Here is a 23,757-nt window from a genome sequence, read left to right as displayed (position 1 = left end):
AATTCGGTGTTAAATGCTGAGAATATTTTACAATTAGGCTTGATGGGGCGATCGAGTAATTAACAATTTAAACTCCTATGAACATCGGTCACAAAATCGCCGACTGGCTCGAAAATCGTGCTGTTACCCCTGCCTACGCGGGTTGGCTGCTGTCGGGGATGACGGTTTTCTTTTTTGGGTCGGCGACTAATACAATGTCGGGGTGGCTGTACGTGCTCAGCGGTGGGGGTTTGGCGCTGTTGGGAGTAGCGGCGGTTTTGCCTGGAAAATCGCTCCGTTCGCTGGAAGTCCGTCGCCGCCCGATCGAACCGGTGAGTGCGGGCGATCAAATCACCGTCGAACTAGAAATCGAAAATCGCGCCCGCCAACCTAAGACTCTGTTGCAAGTGATAGACATCTTGCCGTTTGTATTGGGAGAACCGGTTGTCCGCCCGATCGAAGTCATAGAGCCTAACAGTATATACAGGCATACATACTATCTGGAAGTCCGGCAGCGCGGCGTCTATCGCTGGCAAGAGATACACTTGAGGACGGCGGCACCTTTAGGGTTGTTTTGGTGCCGACGCAGCCGCCCAGTCAAAGCCGTGGCGGTTGTGTATCCACAAGTTTTGCCGTTGAGCACTTGTCCTTTGATCGATCGCATCGGTCAAGAAGACAGCCCGCAATTTTACAATCGCAGTCGATCGCAAACTGCTACCGAAGGCCTCACCCGCAACCTGAGACCTTACCGCCACGGAGACCCCACCCGCCTGATTCACTGGCGCACCAGCGCCCGCTACGGAGAACTGCGGGTGAGAGAGTTAGAAGTTGCAGCCGGCGGTCAAGAAATTATTATTGCTCTCGACAGCGCTGCGGCGTGGCAGCCAGAAGAATTTGAACGAGCCGTGACAGTAGCTGCGTCTCTTTACTTCTATGCTAGCAAGCGCCTGTTAAACGTCAAACTTTGGACTGCCGGGACTGGACTCGTATCGGGGAACCGGGTAGTTTTGGAAACTTTAGCGGCGGTTAATGCTGGGGAAGATGCGATCGATAATCGGTCGAAACTGCCGATAATTTGGCTGACTCAAAACTCTGCAACTTTAAGCACTCTTTCCCCTGGCAGCCGCTGGGTGCTCTGGCCGTTGGCAACTGCTGAAACCGGCGACAAAACGTTAGTCAAACACGATTTACCGGGTTTGAAAATTCGCTCTGACCGACCGTTAGAACTTCAGTTACAAGATACTCTGGAAAGAGCGATTAATTATTAAGTAAGATAGACCACGAAAAAACCTGTGAAAGAGCGATTAGTTATGAATATTGACTTGATTAATCTAAAACCTCAAGAACCATGATACACTACAGGAGTGTAATTCATCAACTTAAGGGTCTTACAGGGTCTGGCAATTGCTTGGCAAGTTAAGAGCAGCTTAGATTACTGTGACTCCGGTCATAAACATCATATCTCATTCACCAAACAGGAGAAAAAATGACTTTCTGGGAGAAATTAAAGCAGAACGTATCACAAATCAATGATTCTCTGCAAACCAATATTTCCAAGTTTAAAAATAATGATTTTGCTGATGCATCAATGGCAATATGTGCATTGATTGCTGCTGCTGATGGCACTATCAATACCGAGGAAAGACAAAAAACGGCTGCTCTAATAATTTCCAATAAAACACTCCAAATTTTTCCGGCGTCGGAGTTAAAGCAAAAATTTGATTTTTATTGTGAGAAGCTCTCACAAGACTTCGATTTTGGTAAAATTGAGGCTATCCAAGCGATAGGGAAACTTAATAAAAAACTAGACCAAGGTCGTGCAGTCATCCAAATTGGCATTATTATCGGTGGTGCGGACGGTAATTTTGACAAAGATGAAAAGAAGGTTGTCAAAGAAGCTTGCCATGCTGTAGGCATTAATCCAGGGGAATTCGATCTCTAAATTCAGCTATTTTATGGTTCTAGCCAATCAATTATTCAAGGCTTTATATCTGCGAATAGCATTGTTCATTGAGTTTATTTGCTCTGCGTGAAATGAGGGAGGCATTAAGCTATGAACAGTATGAACGAGTCCATTGTGCATGACATCGGTCGGAAGTGCAGAATGATCGAGTCCTAGTGTATGTCCTATTTCATGGGCAATGGTATTTGCAATTAAGTTAGATAGTTGATTGAGACTAAGGCTGGCATTGCAAGAAGCATAGAATACTTGGTCAATCCGAATAATCGCCCGATCTGTAACCATTCCCGATTTGAAGCTAGCCACGCCGAGATAGTCAACCGGCTGGCTATCCACGAATATATAAACATGAGTAAAATCTTCCCCCCACTCTTGGCGATCGGGGGTATCGGAGGTCAAAAATACCTTGACGCTTCTAAATGCGCCGTAGAGTTTGGAGAAAGCGTCCATCAGTAGGGAAAATATCGCTTCTTTATTTTCGGGTGCGACATCCATTCCTGATAAATCTACCCAAATACAACGGCGAAAATCGCTATCCTTATCAATTAGAACTCTTCCACAGGAAGGGCAAAACTCCCACTGAGGCTGGGTACGGGAACGACAGCCGTGACAGCGGAGTTTGGGGGTTCTAGTGAGGTTTAGCCGTTGAGAGAGGGGGAGTTTTAGCTTGCGATTGTGTTTGGTTAAGTCTAGGCGATCGTACAGAGACATTGATTCAGTGTCTGATTCCAGCAAGTAGAAAGCATCTATGTACCGAAGGAATTGTTAAGCATAGGTTTTCACAAGTTCCTGTAACCCATTAACCTTAACACCGTTACCGATGGCTGCCATTTTCCACTCATTATTATGCTTGTAGATTTCTGCCATCAGCATCCCCGTCATGCCTTTGTATTCAGAACCTGATAGGTTATATTTTGCGAGCTCTTGATTATTGGACGTATTAACCAAACGCACAAACGCATTTTGAACTTGTCCAAAGTCTTGCTTGCGTGCAATGCAATCGTAAATGTTAACTGTAAAAACCAGTTTGACAATTTGCGAGGGAATTCGAGATAAATCGACGAGAATTTGCTCGTCATCTCCCTCTCCCGCTCCAGTCAAATTATCACCTAGATGCGTAATAGCTCCTGAACGGTGGGAGAGATTGCCAAAATAAACGATATTGGTCATATCATTCACTTTGTCATTTCCATCTAAACAAATCACTGAGGCATCCAGGTCATAATCGGGAGCACTGCTAAAAGCCCCAAACAAACCTCCACCGGAGCGTTTCGCCACATCCCACCCTAATCCGCAGATCAGTTTTGTTAGCCCTGGTGCTTCTTTGGAAAGCGAGATGCGCTGTCCTTTTTGTAGGTTAATTCCCATGTGTTTTACCTTTTTATATCAAATCCGGTTGTATCGGAATTGTATGGACGGGGCGGGTTTATGAGATTGTTGGTTTTAGCCAAATATTGTCGGTGAACCCGCCCCTACGGAAGTCGATCGGATATAATTCCAAATTAAACGGAAATGATATTAGCTATAGCGATCGAGTAATGCTTGCAAACCACCTTGATAACCTGATCCCACTGCATTGAGACGCCACTCGCCGTCTTTCCGGTAGAGTTCAGCCATGATCAGCGCTGTCTCTATGGAATAATCTTCTACCAAGTCATAGCGAACAGCTTCCTGTTGTGTTTGGGCATTAACGATCCGCACGAAGGCATTTTGCACCTGACCAAAATTTTGACGGCGTTGCTGTGCTTCATGGATGGTTACAGTTACAAGAATTTTTTGGACATCATTAGGCACTTTTTTGAGGTTGATTTTGATAACTTCATCATCCCCCTCGCCGGCCCCCGTGAGATTATCTCCCAGGTGCTGCACTGATTTGTCGGGATCTGGACTTGTGAGATTGTTGTAAAAAATGAAGTGGTTGTCAGAAATTAATTTCTCGTTAGCACCTAAAAGGAACAATGATGAGTCTAGGTCAAAGTCAGAGCCCGTGTCTGTAGCTTTAACGTCCCATCCCAGTCCTATGAATACTTCTGAGAGACCGGGTGAAATTTTCTCAAGCGATACCCGTTGTCCTTTGTTCAGAGATACTGCCATGATTCAATCTTCCTCTTTATTAGAATTAGAAGTGGTTATGGAGGGAGGCGCGGACTGGAAAACTTTATTAAGTTTTTGCTGGAAATAGTTGGAGAATTTTAAATCTTAAATAATAAGAATATTAGCTAACTCTGCAGATGTCAATAGGGATTACAACTCTTAATTATTTTTTGGGTCTGAGTACAAAGCAATCATGCCCTGCCTCCCACAGTTGTGTAATCTCAGCTTGGGTTATTGTGCTTGTGTATTTTGACAAACTCTCGGAACTTTGCCGATCGACCCCACAAGTCGAGGGTGTTGCGATTGATTCCTAACAACGGTTTGAGCCAAGGTGCCGGCGCGATCGCTCTGCAAAACTGGCGACTAATTGTAGTCTATTTTCTAACCGACGAAAGCGGTTGCTATAGTTTAATTTAAATGCCGATCGGCTCGAATCGAACTCTTTGCCTGACAATAAAAGCTCAATCCTTATCACTCCGTAGTGTCGGGGAGAATTTCGACTACATACTCCGGTACATATTCGGGTCGATTCTCTGGCCGATTCGGGGGCAAATTATCGGGCAAATTATCGGGCAAATTATCGGGCAAATTCCTCGGTGGATGTTCGAGCCTGACTCGCCGGATCGGGAGATTTGCAATTAGTGCTGTGGCCCGCTGGTCGCTCTCCAGCGAGAACTCAGACCCGGTGGTATCGATTTCCACGTAGCGAGATACCACCTCTAGAATTTCTCGGCGCATCGACTCAACCATTTCTGGGCTGAGTTCTGAGCGATCGTGGGCTAGAACCAGTTTGAGGCGCCGTTTTACCTCGTCGCGGCTGTTGTCAGGAGTGCGCGGGAAAAGTCGTTCGAGAAGTGTGTATAGCATGGGTATGGCGAGTTTGTCAAGGGTTAGGCATAGAAAAGGTCATACCATTTTCGATTTGCGATTTACGATTTTCGATTGGGGAATCAGTGGTTCCCGTGCGGTTTGGAGGTAGTCTACAATTTCATTCTTTTTGAGAACGGGTGTCACTGGGGGAAAATTTCGGCTAGTTTTTGTGATGCGGTCGCTGGTGTTAAACATCGCCAATAACCACATCACATAATTTTAGTATTTAAGAACTTGCGGAGGCGAGTAAAGAAGTTTTCGGGACGGGGATTTAGATCGAGAAATTCAACTTTTTCGCCTTCTAAGCGGCGGGCAATATTGTCGAAGGCTGTTCCAGCTAAAGAGGCCGTTTCCGACAATACTAATGGTTCCCCTCGGTTGGTGGAAACGATGACGCGCTCGTCGTCGGGAACGACGCCTAACAGCGAAATGGCGAGGATTTCCCGCACGTCTTGCACCGACATCATATCATTTGCCAGCACCATTGCGGGTCTGATCCGGTTGACGATTAGGTTGATTTTCTTGACGTTGTTGGCTTCCAGCAGGCCGATGACTCGATCGGCATCGCGGACAGCAGCGATTTCGGGAGTGGTGACAATGATGCCTTCTTGAGCCGGGGCGATCGCATTTTGAAAGCCTTGTTCAATTCCAGCAGGAGAGTCGATCAAAATATAGTCGTATTTTGGTCCCAACATCCCCACAAGCTGCTTCATCTGCTCGGCGCTGATGGCATCTTTCATCCGAGTTTGGGCAGCCGGCAACAGCACCAAGCGCGGCTGCCGCTTATCTTTCACCAAAGCTTGCTCTAATCGGCACTCTCCAGCGAGAACTTCTAATGCCGTGTAAACAATCCGATTTTCTAAGCCCAGCAGCAAGTCTAAATTTCTGAGACCGAAATCGGCATCAATTACGGCAACGTTGCGCCCCCGCTTAGCTAAAGCCATGCCGAGATTGGCTGTGGAGGTGGTTTTTCCTACCCCGCCTTTCCCTGATGTAACAACAATAATGCGAGCCATAAGCGATTTTTAGATTAGTTATTGCTAATTGGTAATTGGTAATTGCTAATTGCTAATTGGTAATTGGTAATTGCTAATTGCTAATTGCTAATTGCTAATTGGTAACAACTAACAAATGCCAACTAACAACCGTCAACTGTCAACTGCCAACTGTCAACTGTCAACTGTCAACTGTCAACTGTCAACTGTCAACTGTCAACTAACCATTACCCCCGACTAACTGCGATTTGTCAAAATCAGAGGCTCTACCGATCCGAATCCCTTGGGGCGTCACATAGGCGACTTCCGGGAAAAACTGAGCGGGTGAGGTTTCTGGGCCTCTGGCAACATACTTAGCAATCCTAATCACCATCGGTTCCATCTGCAAGGTCATAATCACGCTTTTGGTATTGCCACTGGCACCAGCGTGCACGACTCCGCGCAAACGGCCCCAAACTAGGATATCCCCTCCGGCGATGACCGATCCGCCGGGATTTACGTCTCCTAAAAGTACGACGGTGCCTGGATGACGAATTTCTACGCCCGATCGCACTGTCATCTGCAAATATAAAGGTTCCGCCAGCGATTGCGGTTTTTCGGCAGTGGCTTGATTCAGGGAAGAAACCGGAGGCTGCTGTTCTACACAATAGCCTGCTGTAGCAGCAGCAACGGCGGTTTGGCGGCGACTGGTGTGGACTCGTTTGAGTTGCAGTTCCACTTCGGAGAGGGCATCGGCGATTTCTTGTAGTTGGCGGATATCTAAAAGTCGATCGTTCCCCATCAATTGTACTTCTGCGTTTGGCTGCCAAAAGCGTTCTCCTGCGTTCAGCCTGACTTTTAGCTGCTGCCAAAGTTCAGTCCAAGTCGAGGCGGAGGCTGTTGCGGGTTCGCTGTTGGTTTCGGGGGGGAGTAGCAACAGTAGCTGTCCATCTTCTGTCTTGAGTCGGACTTGCAGCTCCAAGCTGACTTCGGGTGTGGATTGAGTGGCAGGGGCGGAAGTGGCTCCGGCGGTGGCATCGGGTGTCATGGACAAGTCTGAGTTCGGGTATGGACAGGTTAACATCAATATTAGCCTGAGTGGTCATTAGTCATTAGTCATTAGTCATTAGTCATTAGTCATTAGTCATTAGTCATTAGTCATTAGCCGGGCACTCCGCGCGCACTTTAGACAATTATAGGACTTACGCATGGGGGTCTAGAAACCGGGTTTTTTTACAAAAATACTTCGTTGCAACCGGCAGATTCGGTAAAAAACCCGGTTTCTTCTATCGGTGCATAAATCCTGAATTACTCGTTACCAATTCCCCATTCCCAATTCCCCATTCCCAATTCCCCATTCCCCATTACTATATGCAGCAAATAGAACGTTATCGCGGCAGTCTTCTCGGTTTAGCAGTTGGCGATGCTTTGGGAACAACTTTAGAGTTCTGTCGCCCAGGAACGTTTGCGCCTATTAACGATATGGTTGGCGGCGGCCCGTTTCGACTGCAACCGGGCGAGTGGACGGACGATACTTCGATGGCGCTTTGTTTGGCTGAAAGTTTGATTGAGAAGCAAGGTTTCGATCCAGTCCATCAGTTAGAAACTTATTTGCGGTGGTGGCGAGAGGGACATTTGAGCAGCACTGGTGGATGTTTTGATATTGGCAATACGGTTCAACAAGCACTTTGGAAGTTTGAAGATACAAGAAAACCTTACTGCGGTTTTACCGATGCTCAGACTGCTGGCAATGGTTCGATTATGCGCTTGGCTCCCGTGCCTTTGTTTTATGCGAATAATCCTTTAGAATTAATAGAAAAATCGGCACAAAGTTCTCGAACTACTCACGGTGCTGCTACTTGTGTGGATGCTTGCCGCTATTTTGGTGCTTTAATTGCGGGGGCTGTGAAGGGGGTTGCTAAAGATGTGTTGCTGTCGGAAAGATATTGTCCTATTTCGGGATATTGGGCCGCAAATCCGCTGGTAGCAGAGATTGATGAGATTGCGGCGGGTTCTTTTAAATTGCGACAACCTCCTGAAATTAAAGGTACGGGTTATGTTGTGAAGTCTTTGGAGGCGGCACTTTGGGCGTTTTACAACAGTTCTTCTTTTGCCGAAGGCTGTTTGTTGGCTGTAAATTTGGGCGACGACGCGGATACAACAGGTGCGGTTTACGGACAATTGGCGGGGGCTTTTTACGGAGAATCTGGTATACGGGAAAAATGGATCTCGCAATTGGTCGATCGCACTTTAATTGCATCTTTTGGCGATCGGCTTTTGACTTTATCTAGATCGCTGTGAATACTTATATCAGTTTTCAACCTTCTTGGTTTTTACAAGAACTAGCAATTTTAGTTAATATAGATAAATTTACCCCACCATCTACCAGAATAGGCGCAACCACAGGCAGATTGCGCCAACAAAACGCTATATTTTGTTGTTCGTAAGTCCTGAATCGAAAATCGAAAATCTAAAATCTAAAATCAATTGACGTGTGTAGCAATTCGTGATATGTGTCTTCGCGTTTATCTAGGGTGTGTCATCAATTAAAAGAGTTGACAAAAGCTGACGAATGTGCGTATGGTTCGGAGCGATCGCTCAAGCTTCAGGAAAACCCGATGACACGGCGCTACTGGCAGCATCCGTCATTGGGCTGGCTTAACCCTCTGAGCGCTACTCAATACACGTTAATTCTGTTTTGTCAACCAACCTAATTAATGACACGCCCTAGATATAAAAAATATTTATGAATAAATCTTAAGTTTTAATTAACTTTCGTATTATAATTTTGGTAACTTCCAACTAAGTATTTATTCTCAATATGATAGCGGATCAATTTCCTTGGCTGACCGCAATTGTCATCCTACCCCTCGTAGCTTCCCTCGCCATCCCTTTTCTGCCCGATACAGACGGCAAAACCGTGCGCTGGTATGCCCTAGGCGTAGGCATTGCAGATTTTGTATTAATGTGCTGGGTGTTTTGGACTCATTACGATCCAAGCATCTCTACTTTCCAAATCGTCGAACAATATCCCTGGATACCTTCTTTAGGCCTCAACTGGTCTGTTTCCGTTGACGGGCTGTCTGTGCCGTTGGTACTGTTGGCGGGATTGGTGACGACGCTATCAATCTTTGCAGCCTGGGAAGTCGATCGCAAGCCGCGACTCTTCTACTTCCTGATGCTGGTGATGTACTCCGCACAAATAGGAGTGTTCGTCGCCCAAGACATCATGCTGCTGTTCATTGTCTGGGAACTAGAACTAATTCCGGTGTACCTCCTAATCTCGATTTGGGGCGGACAAAACCGCCGCTACGCAGCTACCAAATTCTTGATTTACACCGCAGGCGCTTCCATCTTTATTTTGATAGCAGCCTTAGCAATGGCATTCTACGGCGGAGGCACCCCCACCTTCGACATGGTAGAACTCGGCTTGAAGGACTACCCACTGAGTTTAGAATTACTGCTTTATGCGGGATTGCTGATTGCCTTCGGTGTGAAACTGGCGATTTTCCCCTTCCACACTTGGCTACCTGATGCCCACGGTGAAGCATCTTCTCCCGTATCGATGATTCTGGCCGGCGTATTGCTGAAAATGGGCGGATACGGACTGATTCGCCTGAATTTGGAACTTCTTCCCCAAGCACACGTTTACTTTGCACCGATTATGGCGGTGCTCGGCGTAGTCAATATTATCTACGGCGCGCTGAATTCCTTCGGCCAATCGAACATGAAGCGCCGCTTAGCGAATTCGTCGATTTCTCACATGGGATTCGTGTTGTTGGGTATTGCTTCCTTCACGGATTTGGGAATCAACGGGGCGCTGTTGCAAATGATTTCCCACGGTTTAATCGCCTCAGTATTGTTTTTCCTGGCTGGCGTTACTTACGATCGCACCCATACCATGATCATGGACGAGATGGGCGAGATTGGAAAAGTCATGCCGAAAGTGTTTGCCTTGTTTACCGCAGGCGCGATGGCATCCTTGGCCCTCCCCGGAATGAGCGGTTTTGCTAGCGAACTGTCAGTGTTTGTGGGCGTCGCAACTAGCGATATGTACAGCGGTTCTTTCCGCGCGGTGACAGTGTTCCTGGCGGCAGTAGGACTGATTTTGACGCCGATTTATTTGCTCTCGATGCTGCGACAGTTATTTTACAACTGTGGGACACTAGCGGCTTGCGACCTTGAGGATCTCAATTTGCAGAATCAGAGAAACAATCTGGATGAAGCGGTTTGTTTTGGTAATAGTTGCGTTTTGCCTGGTGATGCACCGTTTATTGATGCTAAACCTCGGGAAGTGGCGATCGCATTTTGCTTTTTGATACCGATTGTCGGCATTGGTTTTTATCCCAACATGGCCATGCAAGTCTACGATGCCAAGACTGTCGCAGTCAACGCAGAAGTCCGCCAATCTTACATCCAAATTGCTCAACAAAATCCTCGGATTTATGCGAATCAACTTTTGGTTCCCAAAATTGCCCAAGCTCAAAAATCACCTGCTTTGGACAAAATTACAGGGTCTGAATCTGCATCGGTTTTTGGCATTGTCAAATAATTTTACCGAATTCTGTTTTTGTTGAAAATTGGGCGATCGCTTTTGTCAAAGGGCGATCGCTTTTTTGTTAGCCCTGAATTTCTGAAATAATCTGCGCCAGATTCTCCCTAGCATATCCCACCTCAAGAAGGGATTTATCCTCCAGATCGGAGGCAACTTTATTCAAGATATTTAGCGGTTCTTCAGAGCCTATTGTTTTCGCAAACAAAACTTGCAGCCGATTTTTTACTAATTCTAAAATAGAGCTAATTGGCTCGCCTTTATTCCCTTTCCTTTTAGCAATGTTGATGCTCAATTTGTGAGTTTTCAACAGCCGTATTCTTTCTATTCCTTGCGTCTTAACCGTCTCCAAAACCTCCGATCGAATCTGATCGACTAATCGGTCGGCCACATATTGCACGATCAAAGGCTGAAGCATAAAAACAGTTTCCCCGCCCTCACTGATTTTGTCAATCAGCGAGCGACGACCCAGAGAATCGAGATTTTTCAGCAAATCTGAAAGCGAGGAATTGACCAACATCTGCTCTCGCAAAGTCGCCAGGGAAATCGGGCTTTGAGCAATAGCAATCCAGTAGGCAATCTCTTGTTCAGAACTCGACATTCGATCGAACTGCTGCGCGAGCAAATTGCTGATATGTTCTTCAATAAATAAAGCCGTAGCTTCCAAAAGCTTTAAAACATTCCCCTCAAAAAACTCGTTAATTGTTGTCGCTACAATCTTTAATGCTAACAGATTGCCTCCGTACCGGGATAACAAGATTTCCAACTCTCGATCTTGAGGCGACAAACCTTTTTCTTGGAAAATTTCCCGCGCTATTTCCTCGGAAATAGCAGGTTTTAAAGACCGCACTTTTTCTCCCGCCTGCAAAGCCAGTTCCGTAGGCTCTTCCGAACTAACTAGCAGTAAACAGCTATTGTGATTGACCTCACACAGCCGCACGATTAAATCTCGATATCCTTCGCAGCCTTCGCGGTAGTGTCCCGCTAATTCTTCAGGTCTGAGAACCGCTTCAAAATCATCTAAAATTACCAGACAGCGGTGTTTCCGCAGATACTCGACCAAGCGCGAAATTTGGGTGTTGAGGTCGAGCGGCACATCGGGTTTTTGTTGGTTATAAAAAAGTTGAATTAAGCTCCCTAGGAAGTCGGATGGTGCGGGTGTCGATCGCAGCGAGCGCCAAATCACAAAATCAAACTCATTCTGTACCTGTTTTGCCAACTGCACCGACAGAGTTGTTTTGCCGTTACCAGCCAAACCCAGCAGCGCTACCAGGCGACAATTATCTGATACAATCCACTGCTTTAAAGTAGTTAATTCTTCAGTCCGTCCGTAAAAAACCGAAACATCCGGTGCTTGACCCCAATCTTCCTGTCGGTGTCCGAGCGCCATCTTCAATAGAGAGCCTTTACCTCGACTAAAATCGCTCGTTCCCCGATCGATGTGGTATGAAAACAGCAACTGATGCCTCAATTCCGAAAGCTTTCCAGGGCCGTTCCCCCCGATCTGAAACTTTTTGTAAACTTCGCCGAGTCTTTTGCGAACGGCGATGTCGCTAATGCCAAGCTTGGTTGCGATCGTCGCTGTAGATTGACCGTCCAGAGCCATAAACACAGTTTCTAACTCGGCATCTGTGACACCGCGCTGTTTGGCGATCGTTTGCACAAAGTTTTGAGGAATCGGAGTAGTCAAGGTAGGAATCTCGTCTATACTAAAAATCTATCTTCTATTATATTGTGTGAGTTCTCGCAGGCGAGCAATTGAATCGAATCTACCAACGTTCAGCTTGCTTTTTGTTGTTTGGGCAGTTTTAGATATTTATACCCAATTATCGATTGTGATACCAGTTTAAAAAATTGCTACTCTCGGCCCGTGATCCAAACCAATACACAATCAGTCATTCCCAATTCTTTAATCCTTTAATCTAAAATGGTATGAGAAACTTCATTGAGTTTATAAGCAATTATAAACAATAATGGTATTATGTTGTAAGTGTTGAATAAGGAATACGCACAGCCAGAAAAACGGAAATCTCAAATGCAGTTAACAGAGAGGCACATCATTAAATCCACGGAACATCGTTTCGCCCAAATTGACGAACTAGCTTTCAAGTCCAAAAACCTCTACAATGCCGCCAATTACGTTATTCGTCAGAGTTTTATTTATGGGTGGGGCTATGTTAATTACAACGAAACGAACCGCTTGATGAAGTCTCATGAAGCCTACAAGGCTTTGCCTGCAAAAGTAAGTCAGCAAATCTTAATGGTTTTAGACAAGAACTGGAAATCGTTTTTTGCGGCTGTTAAAGCTTATAAAGTCGATCATTCCAAATTCACAGGTCGCCCAAAACTACCAAAGTACAAAGATAAGGTCAAAGGGCGCAACCTTCTCATCTACACGATTCAAGCAATTAGCAGCAAACAGTTGAAGAAAGGAATCATTAAACTTTCGGGTACAGAACTTTTAATTAAAACCCAAGTCAATCCCGACCAGGTTTGCCAAATTAGGCTGGTTCCGAAATGTGATTCCTATGTAATTGAGGTAATTTATGATGAACCGGACTCCACCCTTGGCAACGCTAATTTTGTAGCTAGTATGGATTTAGGACTGGATAATTTAGTGGCGTTAACTTCAAATCAACCGGGATTTCTCCCTTTGTTGATTAACGGGCGACCATTGAAATCGATCAACCAGTTCTACAACAAGCGAAAATCACGATTACAATCCCAGTTAAAAGGGAACCGCAAAATATCACCCCGAATTCAGCGCTTAACTCGCTGTCGCAATCAGAAAGTAGACAATTACTTACATCATGCTAGCCGTCTAATTATTAACCTTTTGCTCACCAAGCAGATTGGGACGCTAGTAATTGGCAAGAACGCGCAGTGGAAAACAGAAATTGATTTAGGGAAGCAAACCAACCAAAAATTTGTTAGTATTCCTCACTCTCGATTAATTGAGATGTTGGAATACAAAGCTCGGTTGGTAGGAATCGATGTAATTGTACAGGAAGAATCTTACACATCTCGCGCAAATTTTTTGGGTTTAGATTCAATCCCTGTCTACGGGAAAACAGAAAAAGAGCCTGTGTTTACTGGTAAACGAATCAAGCGAGGTTTGTACAAAACATCGACTGGTCAGTTAATTAATTCTGATATCAACGCTTCGTACAACATCCTCAGAAAAGCAATCCCAAATGCGTTCAGCTTTCTTGATAGGGAGCTGCGTAGTTGGGCCAATGCGGGTCAATCCGCTCAAAGTAAAAGTGAATGGGGAGGGACTTGAAGCCTCCCATGCCTATAAATGACTATACTTTTACCAGCTATGAGAAACGGGGAGTTAATCTGCATTAATTGTTGCTATTTCCGACCCGTAAAACCTATTGTAGAGTGGAGGCGCGGCGCTTAATTTATAGCACCAAACCATAAATCTCCAACCGCACCACAACCCACCGCGAACCAACAAGCGCGTAAATTCACCATTTTGGAAAGCAGCGCTGTATCAGCCAAAATTTGTCGCAGTAGCGCGGTATTCTTGGGCCGAAAGCAGCCGCCAACTCCCATCGCCCAGAAGTTCCAAAACCTGCTGGTGATATTTCACTAAACTCAATCGGTGACCGACACTCACAAACGTAGTTTTAGTGGCTTGCAACTGCTCGTATAAATGTTGCTCGTTCTTCAAATCCAAAGCACTTGTCGCCTCATCCAAAATAGCGTATCTCGGTTCCGTCAATAACAATCTAGCAAAAGCTAAACGTTGCTGTTCTCCCAGCGACAAAATCTCGCCCCAATCTAAATTCGCATCAAAACCGTCCAATCTGTCCGGCAAATCTGCTAAATTTACTGATGCCAAAACGCGGCGCAATTTTTCCTCATCAACCTCGCTGCTGGTATTGGGATACAAAAGTTGCGATCGCAAACTACCCAAAATCATATAAGGACGCTGCGGCAAAAACAGCATTTCCCCCAATTCCGGTCGCCCTAAACGCCCCGTTCCCGCGTCCCACAAACCCGCAATGGCCCGCAGCAAGGAACTCTTTCCAGCACCGCTTTGTCCGACAATTAACAGTCCTTCACCGGGCTGCACTGCTACCGACAAATCCCTAATTAAAGTCTTTTGATGCTGCGGAGTCTCTAAAGTAACGTGCTCCAGTGTCAACTGAGAATCTACTACTACATCTATAGCAGTTCCTCCAGGACGAGATACCGCTTTTTTCGCTTCCAGAGTATCTGTAAATACAGTCAAACGATTGATACTAGCGGCAAAAGAACTCAGCGGCTCAATCTGAGTTACAATCACAGAAAAAGCGCGCAAAACCTGACTAAAAGCAAAACCAGCTTGAGTGATATCTCCAAACTCGATTGTACCACTTTGATCGGCAAAATAAGTTGGAGCCAGAAACAAAGCCGGAATAATCACCACAGCATATCCGTATCCAGTTGTGAAATAATCCAAATTCCGCTGCCAACCAATTAGCAAATTAAAATTGCGAAATACTTCCACAAATCGCTGCTTTATTTGAAATGATTCTTGCTCCTCGCCTCCATAAAAAGCAATAGATTCGGCGTTGTCGCGAATGTGAACCAGTCCGTAGCGAAAATTTGCTTCTTTTTTAAGTTGCTCGAAATTCAGAGGTACTAATCTTTGACCAAAAACTAGAGTAGCTGTCGTGCCCACAATAGCATAGATAATCAGAAAAATCGAAAGTGCTTTTGAGATAGACCACAGGATACCAGTAAAAGATATAATATTAACTATTGAACCCAGCATGAGCAGCATAAATGACAAACTTGTCCGGGTAAAAGATCGGACATCTTCGGAAATTCGCTGGTCTGGATTGTCGATTTCCTTGTGTAAATTTATTTCGTAATAAGCCCGATTCTGAAAATACTTATCGAGGAACTTATTAGTCATCCACTCCCGCCAGTAGATACCCAATTTATCTTCGGTATATCGGTAAATTACCACAATGGGAGTGCCGACTATAAAAACCCATGCATACACAAACAGATACTTCCAGTAATTGAGCTGGTCTTTCTTAGCTAGTGCTGTGTTAAAAAAGTTACCGACGTAACTAATTATTACATTCATACCGCTGACTGACAGGGACAAAAACAGCAGCAAAGTCAATAAAGCCCAGGGCTGCCAGTGCGGCGTCAATCTGTCTTTGAACCAGACAAAAGCGCTGAAAGGAAGAATTAACATTAAAGCCACGATCGCAATTGCGGGCGAATTAATAATTCCTTTCAACAAAGTAACTAAGCCGGCTGCAATACTATTGACAAATTCGGGAAATAAGACTTGAGTACCCAAACACACAGCGCTGACGAGTACAAACATCGCAGCGAACAGAAATATCAACAACTGCGCTACTAATCCTAAAAAGATTCTGCCGCTCCCAGGCTCTAAAGGATAAAAGTAAGGTTGAGCGATCGCAATAAATCTCTGCCACAACTGACGGTCAAATCGATTCATCTTTGCTGTTTACAAAACTACTTTGACTGTTCTAACATATGGGAGCATCTCAGTTTTGTAAAAAGCATTTTTTTTATTGTAGTGCGAGCGTCCCCGCTCGCGTATTGTACAATACGCGAGCGGGGACGCTCGCACTGTAAATGCAAAACTGAGATGCTCCCTAACCTATCAATTCTTGTGACAAACAGCAGCAGTAATTTATGTCGAAGTTTGGCGAAAAAATTTGTCTCACCCACAGACGGAAACTGGTTTTCCGAGTTAAGTGGTGGAGACCAAAAAATTGGGAGCTTAGTTCAAGCTCTTATATTCATCTGTTGAATCAATTCTTTAATCTCAAATCTCAAATCTCTCTAGCTGGAAGAAGTTGCGCTATCGCCGGCCAAGTCCGACTGCAATTTACTGGGATAAAATCGTTGGCTAATCCCTAAAATTACTTGTTTCATTAGCCAATACAAAACAGCAATTACTACAAAAGTGACAGCCATTACTAAAACCGGACGCTTGCCTATCAAATCGTTCATTACACTGTTAACCAGCGCATCGGGGTTAGTAAGAATGTCCCAAGTGTTGAAGCGGATAAATCGCCCTAAATAAATGCCGATCGCCGAAAGTGCGTGTATAGTTATCTCCGTTACCAGGATAAATCTACTCAAACCCTGTTGCTTCAAATAGTAACCCAAATTCATCACCGACAGCACGTAAGCCCCAAACCCGATCAGCATAAACGCGAGATATTGGGGAATCAAAGCCAGAGTCACAGTCCACACCGAGTTCCCCTCTTTAATCTGGCGGATCAGGTGAATGATATCAGTTAAAACGTAGGGCGCATTGGGTAAAAATGCGATAAACCAGAAAAAACCGCCCCACCACCGGAGAGAGCGAACTCCGCGCTGCCGCAGTACCCAGATGTCTACAGCCATCAGTGCCAGCGTAATCGCGATCGCCCCCAAAACGTAAGTTTTGCCCACATCTTGCACTATGTGCCTCACATACGCAAAAACAGGGCGCGTACTGGACAAAAAAGTAGCGCCCAGGAGAAAGCCCGTACCCCACAGCAGCCAGCGCGATCGAGGTTTGCGGAACAGCCAAAAACTCAGGCCCAGCGGTACTAAACCCAAAAATAAATTCCAAGACATCCAGCGGACATTGTGTCCCATTGCTTGCAGGGCTTCCAGGATTAATCCCATCATGTCAATTTTTCTACAATTAAAGGTTTGATGCGGCACCGCTTCATTCGCAGCTTCCGTCTATTTTAGTCTTTAAATTGTAGGGTGAGTCAGCTTATGGCCCCTGGCTGCGCCCCTGAAAATCAGGCTCTGCTGACGAATCCTACCACTGCGGAGTCAATCTCAAATCTCAAATCTAAAATCGACTGACGCACCCTACCACTGCGGAGTCAATCTCAAATCTAAAATCTAAAATCTAAAATCTAAAATCGACTGACGCCCTACTATTTATACACTTGGTCGATCGGAATCTCAATATTAAAAGTTGTTCCGCATCCTATGGAAGAAATACACTCAATCTTACCCTTGTGCTTTTCCACCACAATCGAGTGCGCGATAGACATTCCCAACCCCGTACCTTTCCCCACAGCTTTTGTAGTAAAAAACGGGTTAAAAATGCGATCGACTATCCCCTCCGGAATGCCCGTACCGTTGTCCGAAATTTCTACCCTCACAGTCTTCTGGGGAGTGACACCAGTGGAAATAGTAATCCGTCCACTCTTTGTCTCTGATTGTGGAACAGATAACTGGTGATATCGTTCTTCAATAGCATCAATTGCATTAGCAATAATATTCATAAACACCTGATTCAGTTGGCTAGCATAGCACTCCACCAGTGGCAGTTTTCCAAACTCCTTAATTACTTCAATTTCCGGGCGAGAGTCCCTACTCTTCAAGCGGTGCTGCAAAATCAACAAAGTGCTCTCAATTCCCGCGTGAATATCGACCGGCTTCATGGCGGATTCGTCCAGTCGCGAGAAATTTCTGAGGGACAACACAATTTGCCGGATGCGCTCGGTTCCTACCTGCATTGAACCCACAAGTTTTATTAAATCCTCAGCCATGAAATCTAAATCAATCTCTTGAATGCGATCCACAATTCTTGAATTAGGTTCGGGATACTCATCTTCGTAAAGGCTCACCAGATCGAGCAACTGTGTAGTATACTGGTTGAGATAATCAATGTTAGCGTGAATGAAATTAACGGGATTATTAATTTCGTGAGCGATGCCAGCCACTAATTGCCCCAAAGAAGACATTTTTTCAGTTTGAATGAGTTGAGTTTGAGTAGAGCGCAATGACCGCAGCGCTGACTCTAAATCTCTGGCTTTTTCTCTTTCTCGTTCCTCGCTTTGCCGCAGTGCTTCCTCTGCTTGCTTGCGAGTCGTAATATCCTGGGAAACTCCAATTATTACCTTAGCCTGACCCTCCGCATTCCTACTAAAAATAGTATCCCGGCTTTGCAGCCACAACAATTGACCGTATGCTCCCTGTACCCGGTACTCAATTTCCCTAGTTTCGCCATCTTCAACTTCTGCAAAGCTCGCGTGATGTTTCACGATTTTAGGCAAATCTTCGGGGTAGATTAACTGAGGCATGAGTGACGAATCCATCGCTGTAATGTCGTCAAGGGTATATCCCAAAAGCCCGAACAGTGAAGTATTAGTGTAGATATTGCGCTGTTCTTCCAAGTCGTATAGATACAAAATACCGGGAGTAGCCTCGGCTACTTTTTGAATAAACTGCTGGCTTTCTTGCAATTCTAATTCAGCTTGTTTGCGATCGGTAACATCAACGGCGATGCCGTCCCAAAGAATATCGCCGTTGTCCTTAGCTTCAGGACGCGCATTTATCTGAAACCAACGAATGTTGCCGGAAGGCAGCACCATCCGTCCTTCCCACTGCCAAGCTTGCAAACTCTGGGCAGAAATAGCAACAGATTCGTCATGATTTTGGCGGTCTTCGGGATGAATTAAATCTGTTACCAAAGCCGCATTTTTCCCAACATCTTCTGGATCTAACTCAAAAAGTTCTCGGCAAGCACCATTTATGTAAGAAAAACTGAAAGAGCCATCGGCACACAACAAAAATTGATAAATGATTCCCGGCACATTAGCAGACAGCTTTTGGAATCTTGCCTCGCTTTCCCGCAGTGCTTCCTCTGCTTGTTTGCGCTCGGTAATGTCAGTAATTGAACCAACCATGCGGACTGCTTTTCCAGATTCGTCCCACAAAGCTTGTCCCCGACTCAATATCCATTTGTAAGCGCTGTTGTAGCACCACAAGCGGTATTCGGTGATGTAATGCGGCGTTTTTCTCTCCAAGTGTTCTTGAAGAAGTTGCTGAGAACTCACTAAATCATCGGGATGTAAACTCGTATTCCATGTATTATTGTAATCGCTAATGTCACTATCTTCGTAACCAGTGATTTCCTTAAAGCGATCGGAAACAAAAAGTTCACCGGTTTGCAAGTTCCAGTCCCAAATGCCGTCATTGTTGCCTTTGAGTGCTAACTGCCAGCGTTCTTCAGTTTGCATCAATTGAGCAGTTCTCTGTTTCACTCTATTTTCGAGTTCTTGATTGAGCTGTTTGAGACTTTCTTCTGCCTGGTTGCGTTCGATCGCAATTCCTGCTAAATTAATCGACGCTTCTATCAATTGCAGATCAAAGTTTTTGGGGTAGCGCGGTTGGGAATAATACATTCCAAAAGTCCCCAAAACTTGACCCTGAGATGAGAAAATAGGAGTAGACAAGCAAGCTCTCAGTCCAAAACTCAAGGCTAAATCTCGATAATTTTCCCACAAAGGATCGCTGGCAATATCTGTAACGATTACCTGTTGGCGGCTAAAGGTAGCAGAGCCGCAGGAACCGACATCCGGCCCGATGGCTATGCCATGAATAGCAGCATTGTAACTGTCGGGCAAACTGGGCGCGGCTCCGTGCAGCAAATGTTTTCCGTCTGGAGCTAGAAGCAATATCGAACCGATGACATCTCTAGATTGCTGCTCGATAATTTTAACTAAAGTATTTAAAGTATCGCCCAGAGAAGCACCCTTAGCAATCATTTCTAAAATTTGTTTTTGACCCGTTAACCAATTTTCAGCTTGCTTGCGCTCCGTAATGTTGCGGGCTACCCACAGAGCCGTGTTTTCTTTCATTGGCGAAATGGTAGCGGCAAACCACGTTTGTACGCTGGCAAGTTCCAGGTTATATTCAAAAGTACAGGTTTGATTTGTAGCAAGGGCGGTGCGAATTTTATCGTGAAAAATATCTGCCATTTCTGGCTCGAATAATTCGCTGATTTTTTTCCCGGAAAATTCCGCCGGTGGCTTGTACAATAATTCTGGATTTGTCGGGGCAATTTTCAGCAAGCGTCCCTCAATATCAATCTCGAAAATTACGTCGTTCATGGCAGCGAACAAAGCTCGAAGTTCCGCTTCAGAACCTTGCAGGGCGATTTCAGCTTGTTTGCGATCGCTAATATCCGTCCCGATACAAAGCAGTCCTGCCACATTTCCCTTCGCATCTAGTAAAGGTTTATTTGTCCACGCTATCCACACCCTTTCTCCATTGCTGCGGATGTTTTCATTTTCGTTTTGGAAGTATTTTTCCGGCTGTGCCAAACAGTCTCGAATCTTTGTCGCGAGGTCACTTTCAAATAACTCTGTTTTCGGTATAATTGTGCCGATCGCACTTTGGCCGATGATTTCTGCTTCTGAATACCCGAAAAAATCTTCAGCAAACTCGTTAAAAAAAGTAATATTACCTTCACTGTCTAACTGCACAATCATGCTGTTAGCATTCTCAACTAATTGCCGGTACTTAACTTCGCTCTCCCGCAGTTTCGCACGGCCGTACACCCCGCTAAAAACTGCCACCCCAGTCAAAAGTGCCAGCAAGTCGCCTCCAAAGATCACCCACCCCCGAAACGGCGAATTCGCAGGCCATCCTCCCGCCGGAATTGCTGCCAACTGCCAGGAACCGTTGGGCAAAGTCACTTCCAGCACCACGGGATTCTCCTCAAAAATTGACCCGTCACCGAAAAACACAGGGCCGGAGGCTTCCGAACCGTCTTTGCCCCGCAGAGCGTATTGCAGCTTCGCTGAGGAGTCGTTGAGTCCTGCTTCCTCAATGAGGGTATTTTTGTCGATGATCAGGCCTGTCAAGCCCCAGTAAACTCCTGTTTCTGCCTCGGCGCCGGAGGGTGTGAGAAAAATCGGCGATCGGCTGATGAAAGTCTCGTCCCCCTCCAATAATTTCACGGGCCCGGCTAGCAAAGTTTTTCTGGTTCGGATGACCTCTTTGACCATTTCCCGCTGTTCGGGTAGCGTCGTCAAGTCAACTCCGATCGCCGCTTCATTTCCCTCCCGTGGATAAATGTAAGCCACCGTCGTGCCTTTAACTAAAGTTATGGCGCGAATGCCCGGTTGCTGTGCCACCAGAATTCTCGCCGTCGCTGTAAACTCGGCTTCGGTGATGTTTGGGTTGTTGGAAAGGTAAGCCCCCAAACCCCGCATCAAAAACAGGCGGGAATTCAAAGAGGCTTCCAGCTTAGAACGGACTGTGCTGAGGCGATCGAGGGTACTAGCGCGGTTGTAGTGAAAAAACCGCCGCTGTTCAGAGCGATCTAAAATGCCAACTCCGACCAAAATCGCTATTGATGCCGAAATTGCTGCTAAATACGGTGAAATTTGGAATTTTTTAACCTTAAAGTATTCCATCTGCCGGGGGTTAAGGTATTTTTTTACGTCTTTAGATAGATTTAGTTTAGTTCTATTTTTTTAAGCAAATCCAAGATTTCGGGGATACCGGGCTTTTGGCAAGCGGGCGCGAGTTGGTTTTTTTCTAAGCTGTTGTGCATTTGAATTGTAGATTTCAATAGCGTATTTTCCACTCGTCAAATCCTCGAACCGGATAGGGTTCTGTCCCTATCCGCTTCTGGCGACTGGTCATTTATCGGGTAGGGCGCGCCATACTCCCGCACCACAGCGGTGGGGGAACGCGCACCCGAAAGACGGGAGTTATTAGCTAAAATAAGGTTAGCAATAATTTTTTTCAGCGCTACGCCGAATCTATCATAGGGGCAATTTGATGCAAGAACAGTTGATGGAAGCGATCGCACCTTACCGCGATCGCGTAGATTATCTAGAAGTTCGCCTCGAACAAAGCGAGTCAACTGCGATTAGTTTTCGCGGCCCTCAGTTAGATGCTGTCAACCGCAGTTTTAGTCTCGCCGGCGGCATCCGCGCCTGTCACAAAGGTGGCTGGAGTTTTGTAACTTTTAACGGTTTAGATGAGTTAAAAGACCGCATTGAAGAAGCTGTAGTGCAGTCTCGTTTGGTTGGCAGCGAAAAAACTCTACTAGCAGATGTCACCCCGATTCAAGATTATGTAGCGGTGGAATTGGGCCGTGACCCGCGCTCTATTACTCTAGCCGAAAAGCGGAAATTGCTGGAATCTTACAACCAGTTGCTGTTAGATTATGACCCGCGAATTCAGACGACAATGGCAGGTTACAGCGACAGATTTGGGATTACTTATTTTGTGAATTCTCAAGGTACTTGCATCGCTCAAGAGCGCTTGGACGTGACCGGGCGTTTCGGAGCGATCGCCCGCGGGGAGGGCGGTGTCGTCCGCCAAGGGTTTGAGTCGATTCACTCGCGATCGGATTACGATGTCTTGACAAATATTGAAGATCGTGTTAAGAGTGCGGCCGTTCGAGCAGTGGGCCAACTAGAGGCCAAATCGGTGAAAGGCGGTCAGTATCCGGTGATTTTAGACCCTTATTTGTCGGGGGTTTTTATTCACGAAGCTTTCGGGCATTTGTCGGAAGCAGACGGCATTTACGAAAACCCGAAAATGCAGGAATTGTTGACATTGGGCAAGCCTGTGGCGATCGAACAATTAAATGTAATTGACGACGCCACTGTGCCGGGATTGCCGGGAACTTTGAAATATGACGACGAAGGCGTGCCGGCTCAGTGCAAGCATTTAATTAAAAATGGAGTTTTAGCCGCTCGGATGCACAATCGCGAGACTGCGGGCAAAATGGGCGAAAGTCCGACGGGAAATGCCCGGGCTTTAAGTGCTACTTTTATGCCTTTGGTGCGGATGACTAATACTGCGATCGAGTCTGGCGAACATTCTTTTGACGAAATGGTTGCCGACATTGACGAAGGAGTTTATGCAGTGCGGATGTTGGGAGGACAAACCAACGGCGAAATGTTTACCTTTGCGGCGGCTCAAGGTTTTATGATTCGCGACGGCAAATTAGCCGAACCAGTGAGCGATGTCACTTTAAGCGGCAATGTATTTCAGACTTTAAAGGATATTGAGTCGATAGGAAACGACTCGGTTTATGCCTACGGCGGTTGCGGTAAAGGCGGCCAGAGTGGTTTGCCCGTAAGTGTCGGCGGCCCCCATTTGCGGATTAAAAATGTTGTAGTCGGAGGAAGGTAATCATTAGTCATTAGTCATTAGTCATTAGTTATTAGTTCAAGACTTACGACACTGGTTAAGGTGAGGGTGGGATGTCGCGCTCACCTTAACCAGTTTGGGCTACTGACAAGCTCACAAACGACTCCAAATCTGGTATTTACTTTCACTCCCGCTGAGTGCGATACCGGGGGCTAACGCTCAATACGGTTCAGTTAAAACTGTTTATTCCGGGCGAGATCCCCCTCAATCCCCCTTAAGAAGGGGGACGCAAGAGTAAGCTCTTGTCCCCCCCTTCTTAAGGGGGAGTAGGGGGCAAGCTAAGGGGGGATCGGGCTGGGAGCATCTCAGTTTTGTAAAAAGCATTTTTTTTATTGTAGTGCGAGCGTCCCCGCTCGCGTATTGTACAATAC

The 23,757-nt window shown here is 45.8% G+C and carries 16 protein-coding genes and 1 pseudogene; 7 read left to right on the top strand and 10 right to left on the bottom strand.

What is annotated here, in order from left to right:
* Window positions 1-77 precede the first annotated feature (77 nt).
* Window positions 78-1,247, top strand: a complete 1,170-nt coding sequence (locus tag QUB16_RS18075; protein ID WP_333318123.1) for a DUF58 domain-containing protein — start codon at window positions 78-80, stop codon at window positions 1,245-1,247.
* A gap of 218 nt (window positions 1,248-1,465) precedes the next feature.
* Window positions 1,466-1,921: a TerB family tellurite resistance protein gene (locus tag QUB16_RS18070; protein ID WP_190657273.1), complete on the top strand. Its 456-nt coding sequence runs from the start codon at window positions 1,466-1,468 to the stop codon at window positions 1,919-1,921.
* A 27-nt stretch (window positions 1,922-1,948) separates the two neighbouring features.
* Here the strand turns inward: QUB16_RS18070 and QUB16_RS18065 are convergent, their stop codons facing one another.
* From QUB16_RS18065 to QUB16_RS18055, 3 genes are all read right to left on the bottom strand, one after another.
* Window positions 1,949-2,650, bottom strand: coding sequence for a matrixin family metalloprotease (locus tag QUB16_RS18065; protein ID WP_333318122.1), 702 nt, complete (start codon window positions 2,648-2,650; stop codon window positions 1,949-1,951).
* 54 nt (window positions 2,651-2,704) lie between these two features.
* Complete coding sequence (locus tag QUB16_RS18060; RefSeq protein WP_333318121.1) at window positions 2,705-3,307, bottom strand: TerD family protein; 603 nt, start codon at window positions 3,305-3,307, stop codon at window positions 2,705-2,707.
* Window positions 3,308-3,457: 150 nt separating this feature from the next.
* Window positions 3,458-4,033, bottom strand: coding sequence for a TerD family protein (locus QUB16_RS18055; RefSeq protein WP_333147677.1), 576 nt, complete (start codon window positions 4,031-4,033; stop codon window positions 3,458-3,460).
* A 249-nt stretch (window positions 4,034-4,282) separates the two neighbouring features.
* Between QUB16_RS18055 and QUB16_RS18050 the strand changes: the two genes are divergently transcribed.
* Entirely contained in the window at window positions 4,283-4,450 is a 168-nt protein-coding gene (locus QUB16_RS18050) for a hypothetical protein (RefSeq protein ID WP_333318120.1), read from the top strand.
* Window positions 4,451-4,504: 54 nt separating this feature from the next.
* On the opposite strand, the gene minE is transcribed toward QUB16_RS18050, so the two are convergent.
* The 3 genes from minE to minC form a co-directional block, all read right to left on the bottom strand.
* Window positions 4,505-4,900: a cell division topological specificity factor MinE gene (minE, locus tag QUB16_RS18045; RefSeq protein WP_445251133.1), complete on the bottom strand. Its 396-nt coding sequence runs from the start codon at window positions 4,898-4,900 to the stop codon at window positions 4,505-4,507.
* A gap of 212 nt (window positions 4,901-5,112) precedes the next feature.
* A complete protein-coding gene (minD, locus tag QUB16_RS18040) occupies window positions 5,113-5,919 on the bottom strand; it encodes a septum site-determining protein MinD (protein WP_333103449.1) in 807 nt (268 codons plus the stop codon).
* A gap of 199 nt (window positions 5,920-6,118) precedes the next feature.
* Window positions 6,119-6,925 (bottom strand): septum site-determining protein MinC, encoded by an 807-nt coding sequence (gene minC / locus QUB16_RS18035; protein WP_333318145.1) that lies wholly within the window; start codon window positions 6,923-6,925, stop codon window positions 6,119-6,121.
* Window positions 6,926-7,248: 323 nt separating this feature from the next.
* Between minC and QUB16_RS18030 the strand changes: the two genes are divergently transcribed.
* Together QUB16_RS18030 and QUB16_RS18025 are read left to right on the top strand one after the other, a co-directional pair.
* Window positions 7,249-8,178, top strand: coding sequence for an ADP-ribosylglycohydrolase family protein (locus QUB16_RS18030; protein WP_333318119.1), 930 nt, complete (start codon window positions 7,249-7,251; stop codon window positions 8,176-8,178).
* A 520-nt stretch (window positions 8,179-8,698) separates the two neighbouring features.
* Window positions 8,699-10,429: an NAD(P)H-quinone oxidoreductase subunit 4 gene (locus tag QUB16_RS18025; RefSeq protein ID WP_333318118.1), complete on the top strand. Its 1,731-nt coding sequence runs from the start codon at window positions 8,699-8,701 to the stop codon at window positions 10,427-10,429.
* Window positions 10,430-10,496: 67 nt separating this feature from the next.
* Here the strand turns inward: QUB16_RS18025 and QUB16_RS18020 are convergent, their stop codons facing one another.
* Complete coding sequence (locus QUB16_RS18020) at window positions 10,497-12,119, bottom strand: NB-ARC domain-containing protein (RefSeq protein ID WP_333318117.1); 1,623 nt, start codon at window positions 12,117-12,119, stop codon at window positions 10,497-10,499.
* 345 nt (window positions 12,120-12,464) lie between these two features.
* Between QUB16_RS18020 and QUB16_RS18015 the strand changes: the two are divergent.
* A pseudogene (locus QUB16_RS18015) lies at window positions 12,465-13,734 on the top strand (RNA-guided endonuclease InsQ/TnpB family protein).
* Between the two features lie 194 nt (window positions 13,735-13,928).
* Here the strand turns inward: QUB16_RS18015 and QUB16_RS18010 are convergent.
* The 3 genes from QUB16_RS18010 to QUB16_RS18000 all read right to left on the bottom strand — a co-directional run bounded on the left by QUB16_RS18010 (window position 13,929) and on the right by QUB16_RS18000 (window position 21,630).
* Window positions 13,929-15,902, bottom strand: a complete 1,974-nt coding sequence (locus tag QUB16_RS18010) for an ABC transporter ATP-binding protein/permease (protein ID WP_333318112.1) — start codon at window positions 15,900-15,902, stop codon at window positions 13,929-13,931.
* 350 nt (window positions 15,903-16,252) lie between these two features.
* Entirely contained in the window at window positions 16,253-17,092 is an 840-nt protein-coding gene (locus tag QUB16_RS18005) for a DUF1361 domain-containing protein (protein ID WP_333318111.1), read from the bottom strand.
* 260 nt (window positions 17,093-17,352) lie between these two features.
* Window positions 17,353-21,630 carry a PAS domain S-box protein gene (locus tag QUB16_RS18000; RefSeq protein ID WP_333318110.1) on the bottom strand — a complete coding sequence of 1,426 codons (4,278 nt, stop codon included), beginning with the start codon at window positions 21,628-21,630 and terminating at the stop codon, window positions 17,353-17,355.
* 370 nt (window positions 21,631-22,000) lie between these two features.
* Here QUB16_RS18000 and QUB16_RS17995 point away from each other — a divergent pair, with 370 nt between their 5' ends.
* Window positions 22,001-23,368 carry a TldD/PmbA family protein gene (locus tag QUB16_RS17995; RefSeq protein ID WP_333106075.1) on the top strand — a complete coding sequence of 456 codons (1,368 nt, stop codon included), beginning with the start codon at window positions 22,001-22,003 and terminating at the stop codon, window positions 23,366-23,368.
* Window positions 23,369-23,757 lie beyond the last annotated feature (389 nt).

This window comes from Microcoleus sp. D3_18a_C4, assembly GCF_036702415.1.
Classification (GTDB): domain Bacteria; phylum Cyanobacteriota; class Cyanobacteriia; order Cyanobacteriales; family Microcoleaceae; genus Microcoleus.
The sequence above is the reverse complement of the archived record's forward strand: the minus strand, read 5'-3'. Positions and strand labels throughout refer to the sequence as shown.

Coding starts and splice junctions, on each gene's coding strand:
- QUB16_RS18075 (WP_333318123.1), top strand. CDS start 78: ATGAACATCGGTCACAAAATCGCCGACTGGCTCGAAAATCGTGCTGTT.
- QUB16_RS18070 (WP_190657273.1), top strand. CDS start 1,466: ATGACTTTCTGGGAGAAATTAAAGCAGAACGTATCACAAATCAATGAT.
- QUB16_RS18065 (WP_333318122.1), bottom strand. CDS start 2,650: ATGTCTCTGTACGATCGCCTAGACTTAACCAAACACAATCGCAAGCTA.
- QUB16_RS18060 (WP_333318121.1), bottom strand. CDS start 3,307: ATGGGAATTAACCTACAAAAAGGACAGCGCATCTCGCTTTCCAAAGAA.
- QUB16_RS18055 (WP_333147677.1), bottom strand. CDS start 4,033: ATGGCAGTATCTCTGAACAAAGGACAACGGGTATCGCTTGAGAAAATT.
- minE (WP_445251133.1), bottom strand. CDS start 4,900: ATGCTATACACACTTCTCGAACGACTTTTCCCGCGCACTCCTGACAAC.
- minD (WP_333103449.1), bottom strand. CDS start 5,919: ATGGCTCGCATTATTGTTGTTACATCAGGGAAAGGCGGGGTAGGAAAA.
- minC (WP_333318145.1), bottom strand. CDS start 6,925: ATGACACCCGATGCCACCGCCGGAGCCACTTCCGCCCCTGCCACTCAA.
- QUB16_RS18030 (WP_333318119.1), top strand. CDS start 7,249: ATGCAGCAAATAGAACGTTATCGCGGCAGTCTTCTCGGTTTAGCAGTT.
- QUB16_RS18025 (WP_333318118.1), top strand. CDS start 8,699: ATGATAGCGGATCAATTTCCTTGGCTGACCGCAATTGTCATCCTACCC.
- QUB16_RS18010 (WP_333318112.1), bottom strand. CDS start 15,902: ATGAATCGATTTGACCGTCAGTTGTGGCAGAGATTTATTGCGATCGCT.
- QUB16_RS18005 (WP_333318111.1), bottom strand. CDS start 17,092: ATGATGGGATTAATCCTGGAAGCCCTGCAAGCAATGGGACACAATGTC.
- QUB16_RS18000 (WP_333318110.1), bottom strand. CDS start 21,630: ATGGAATACTTTAAGGTTAAAAAATTCCAAATTTCACCGTATTTAGCA.
- QUB16_RS17995 (WP_333106075.1), top strand. CDS start 22,001: ATGCAAGAACAGTTGATGGAAGCGATCGCACCTTACCGCGATCGCGTA.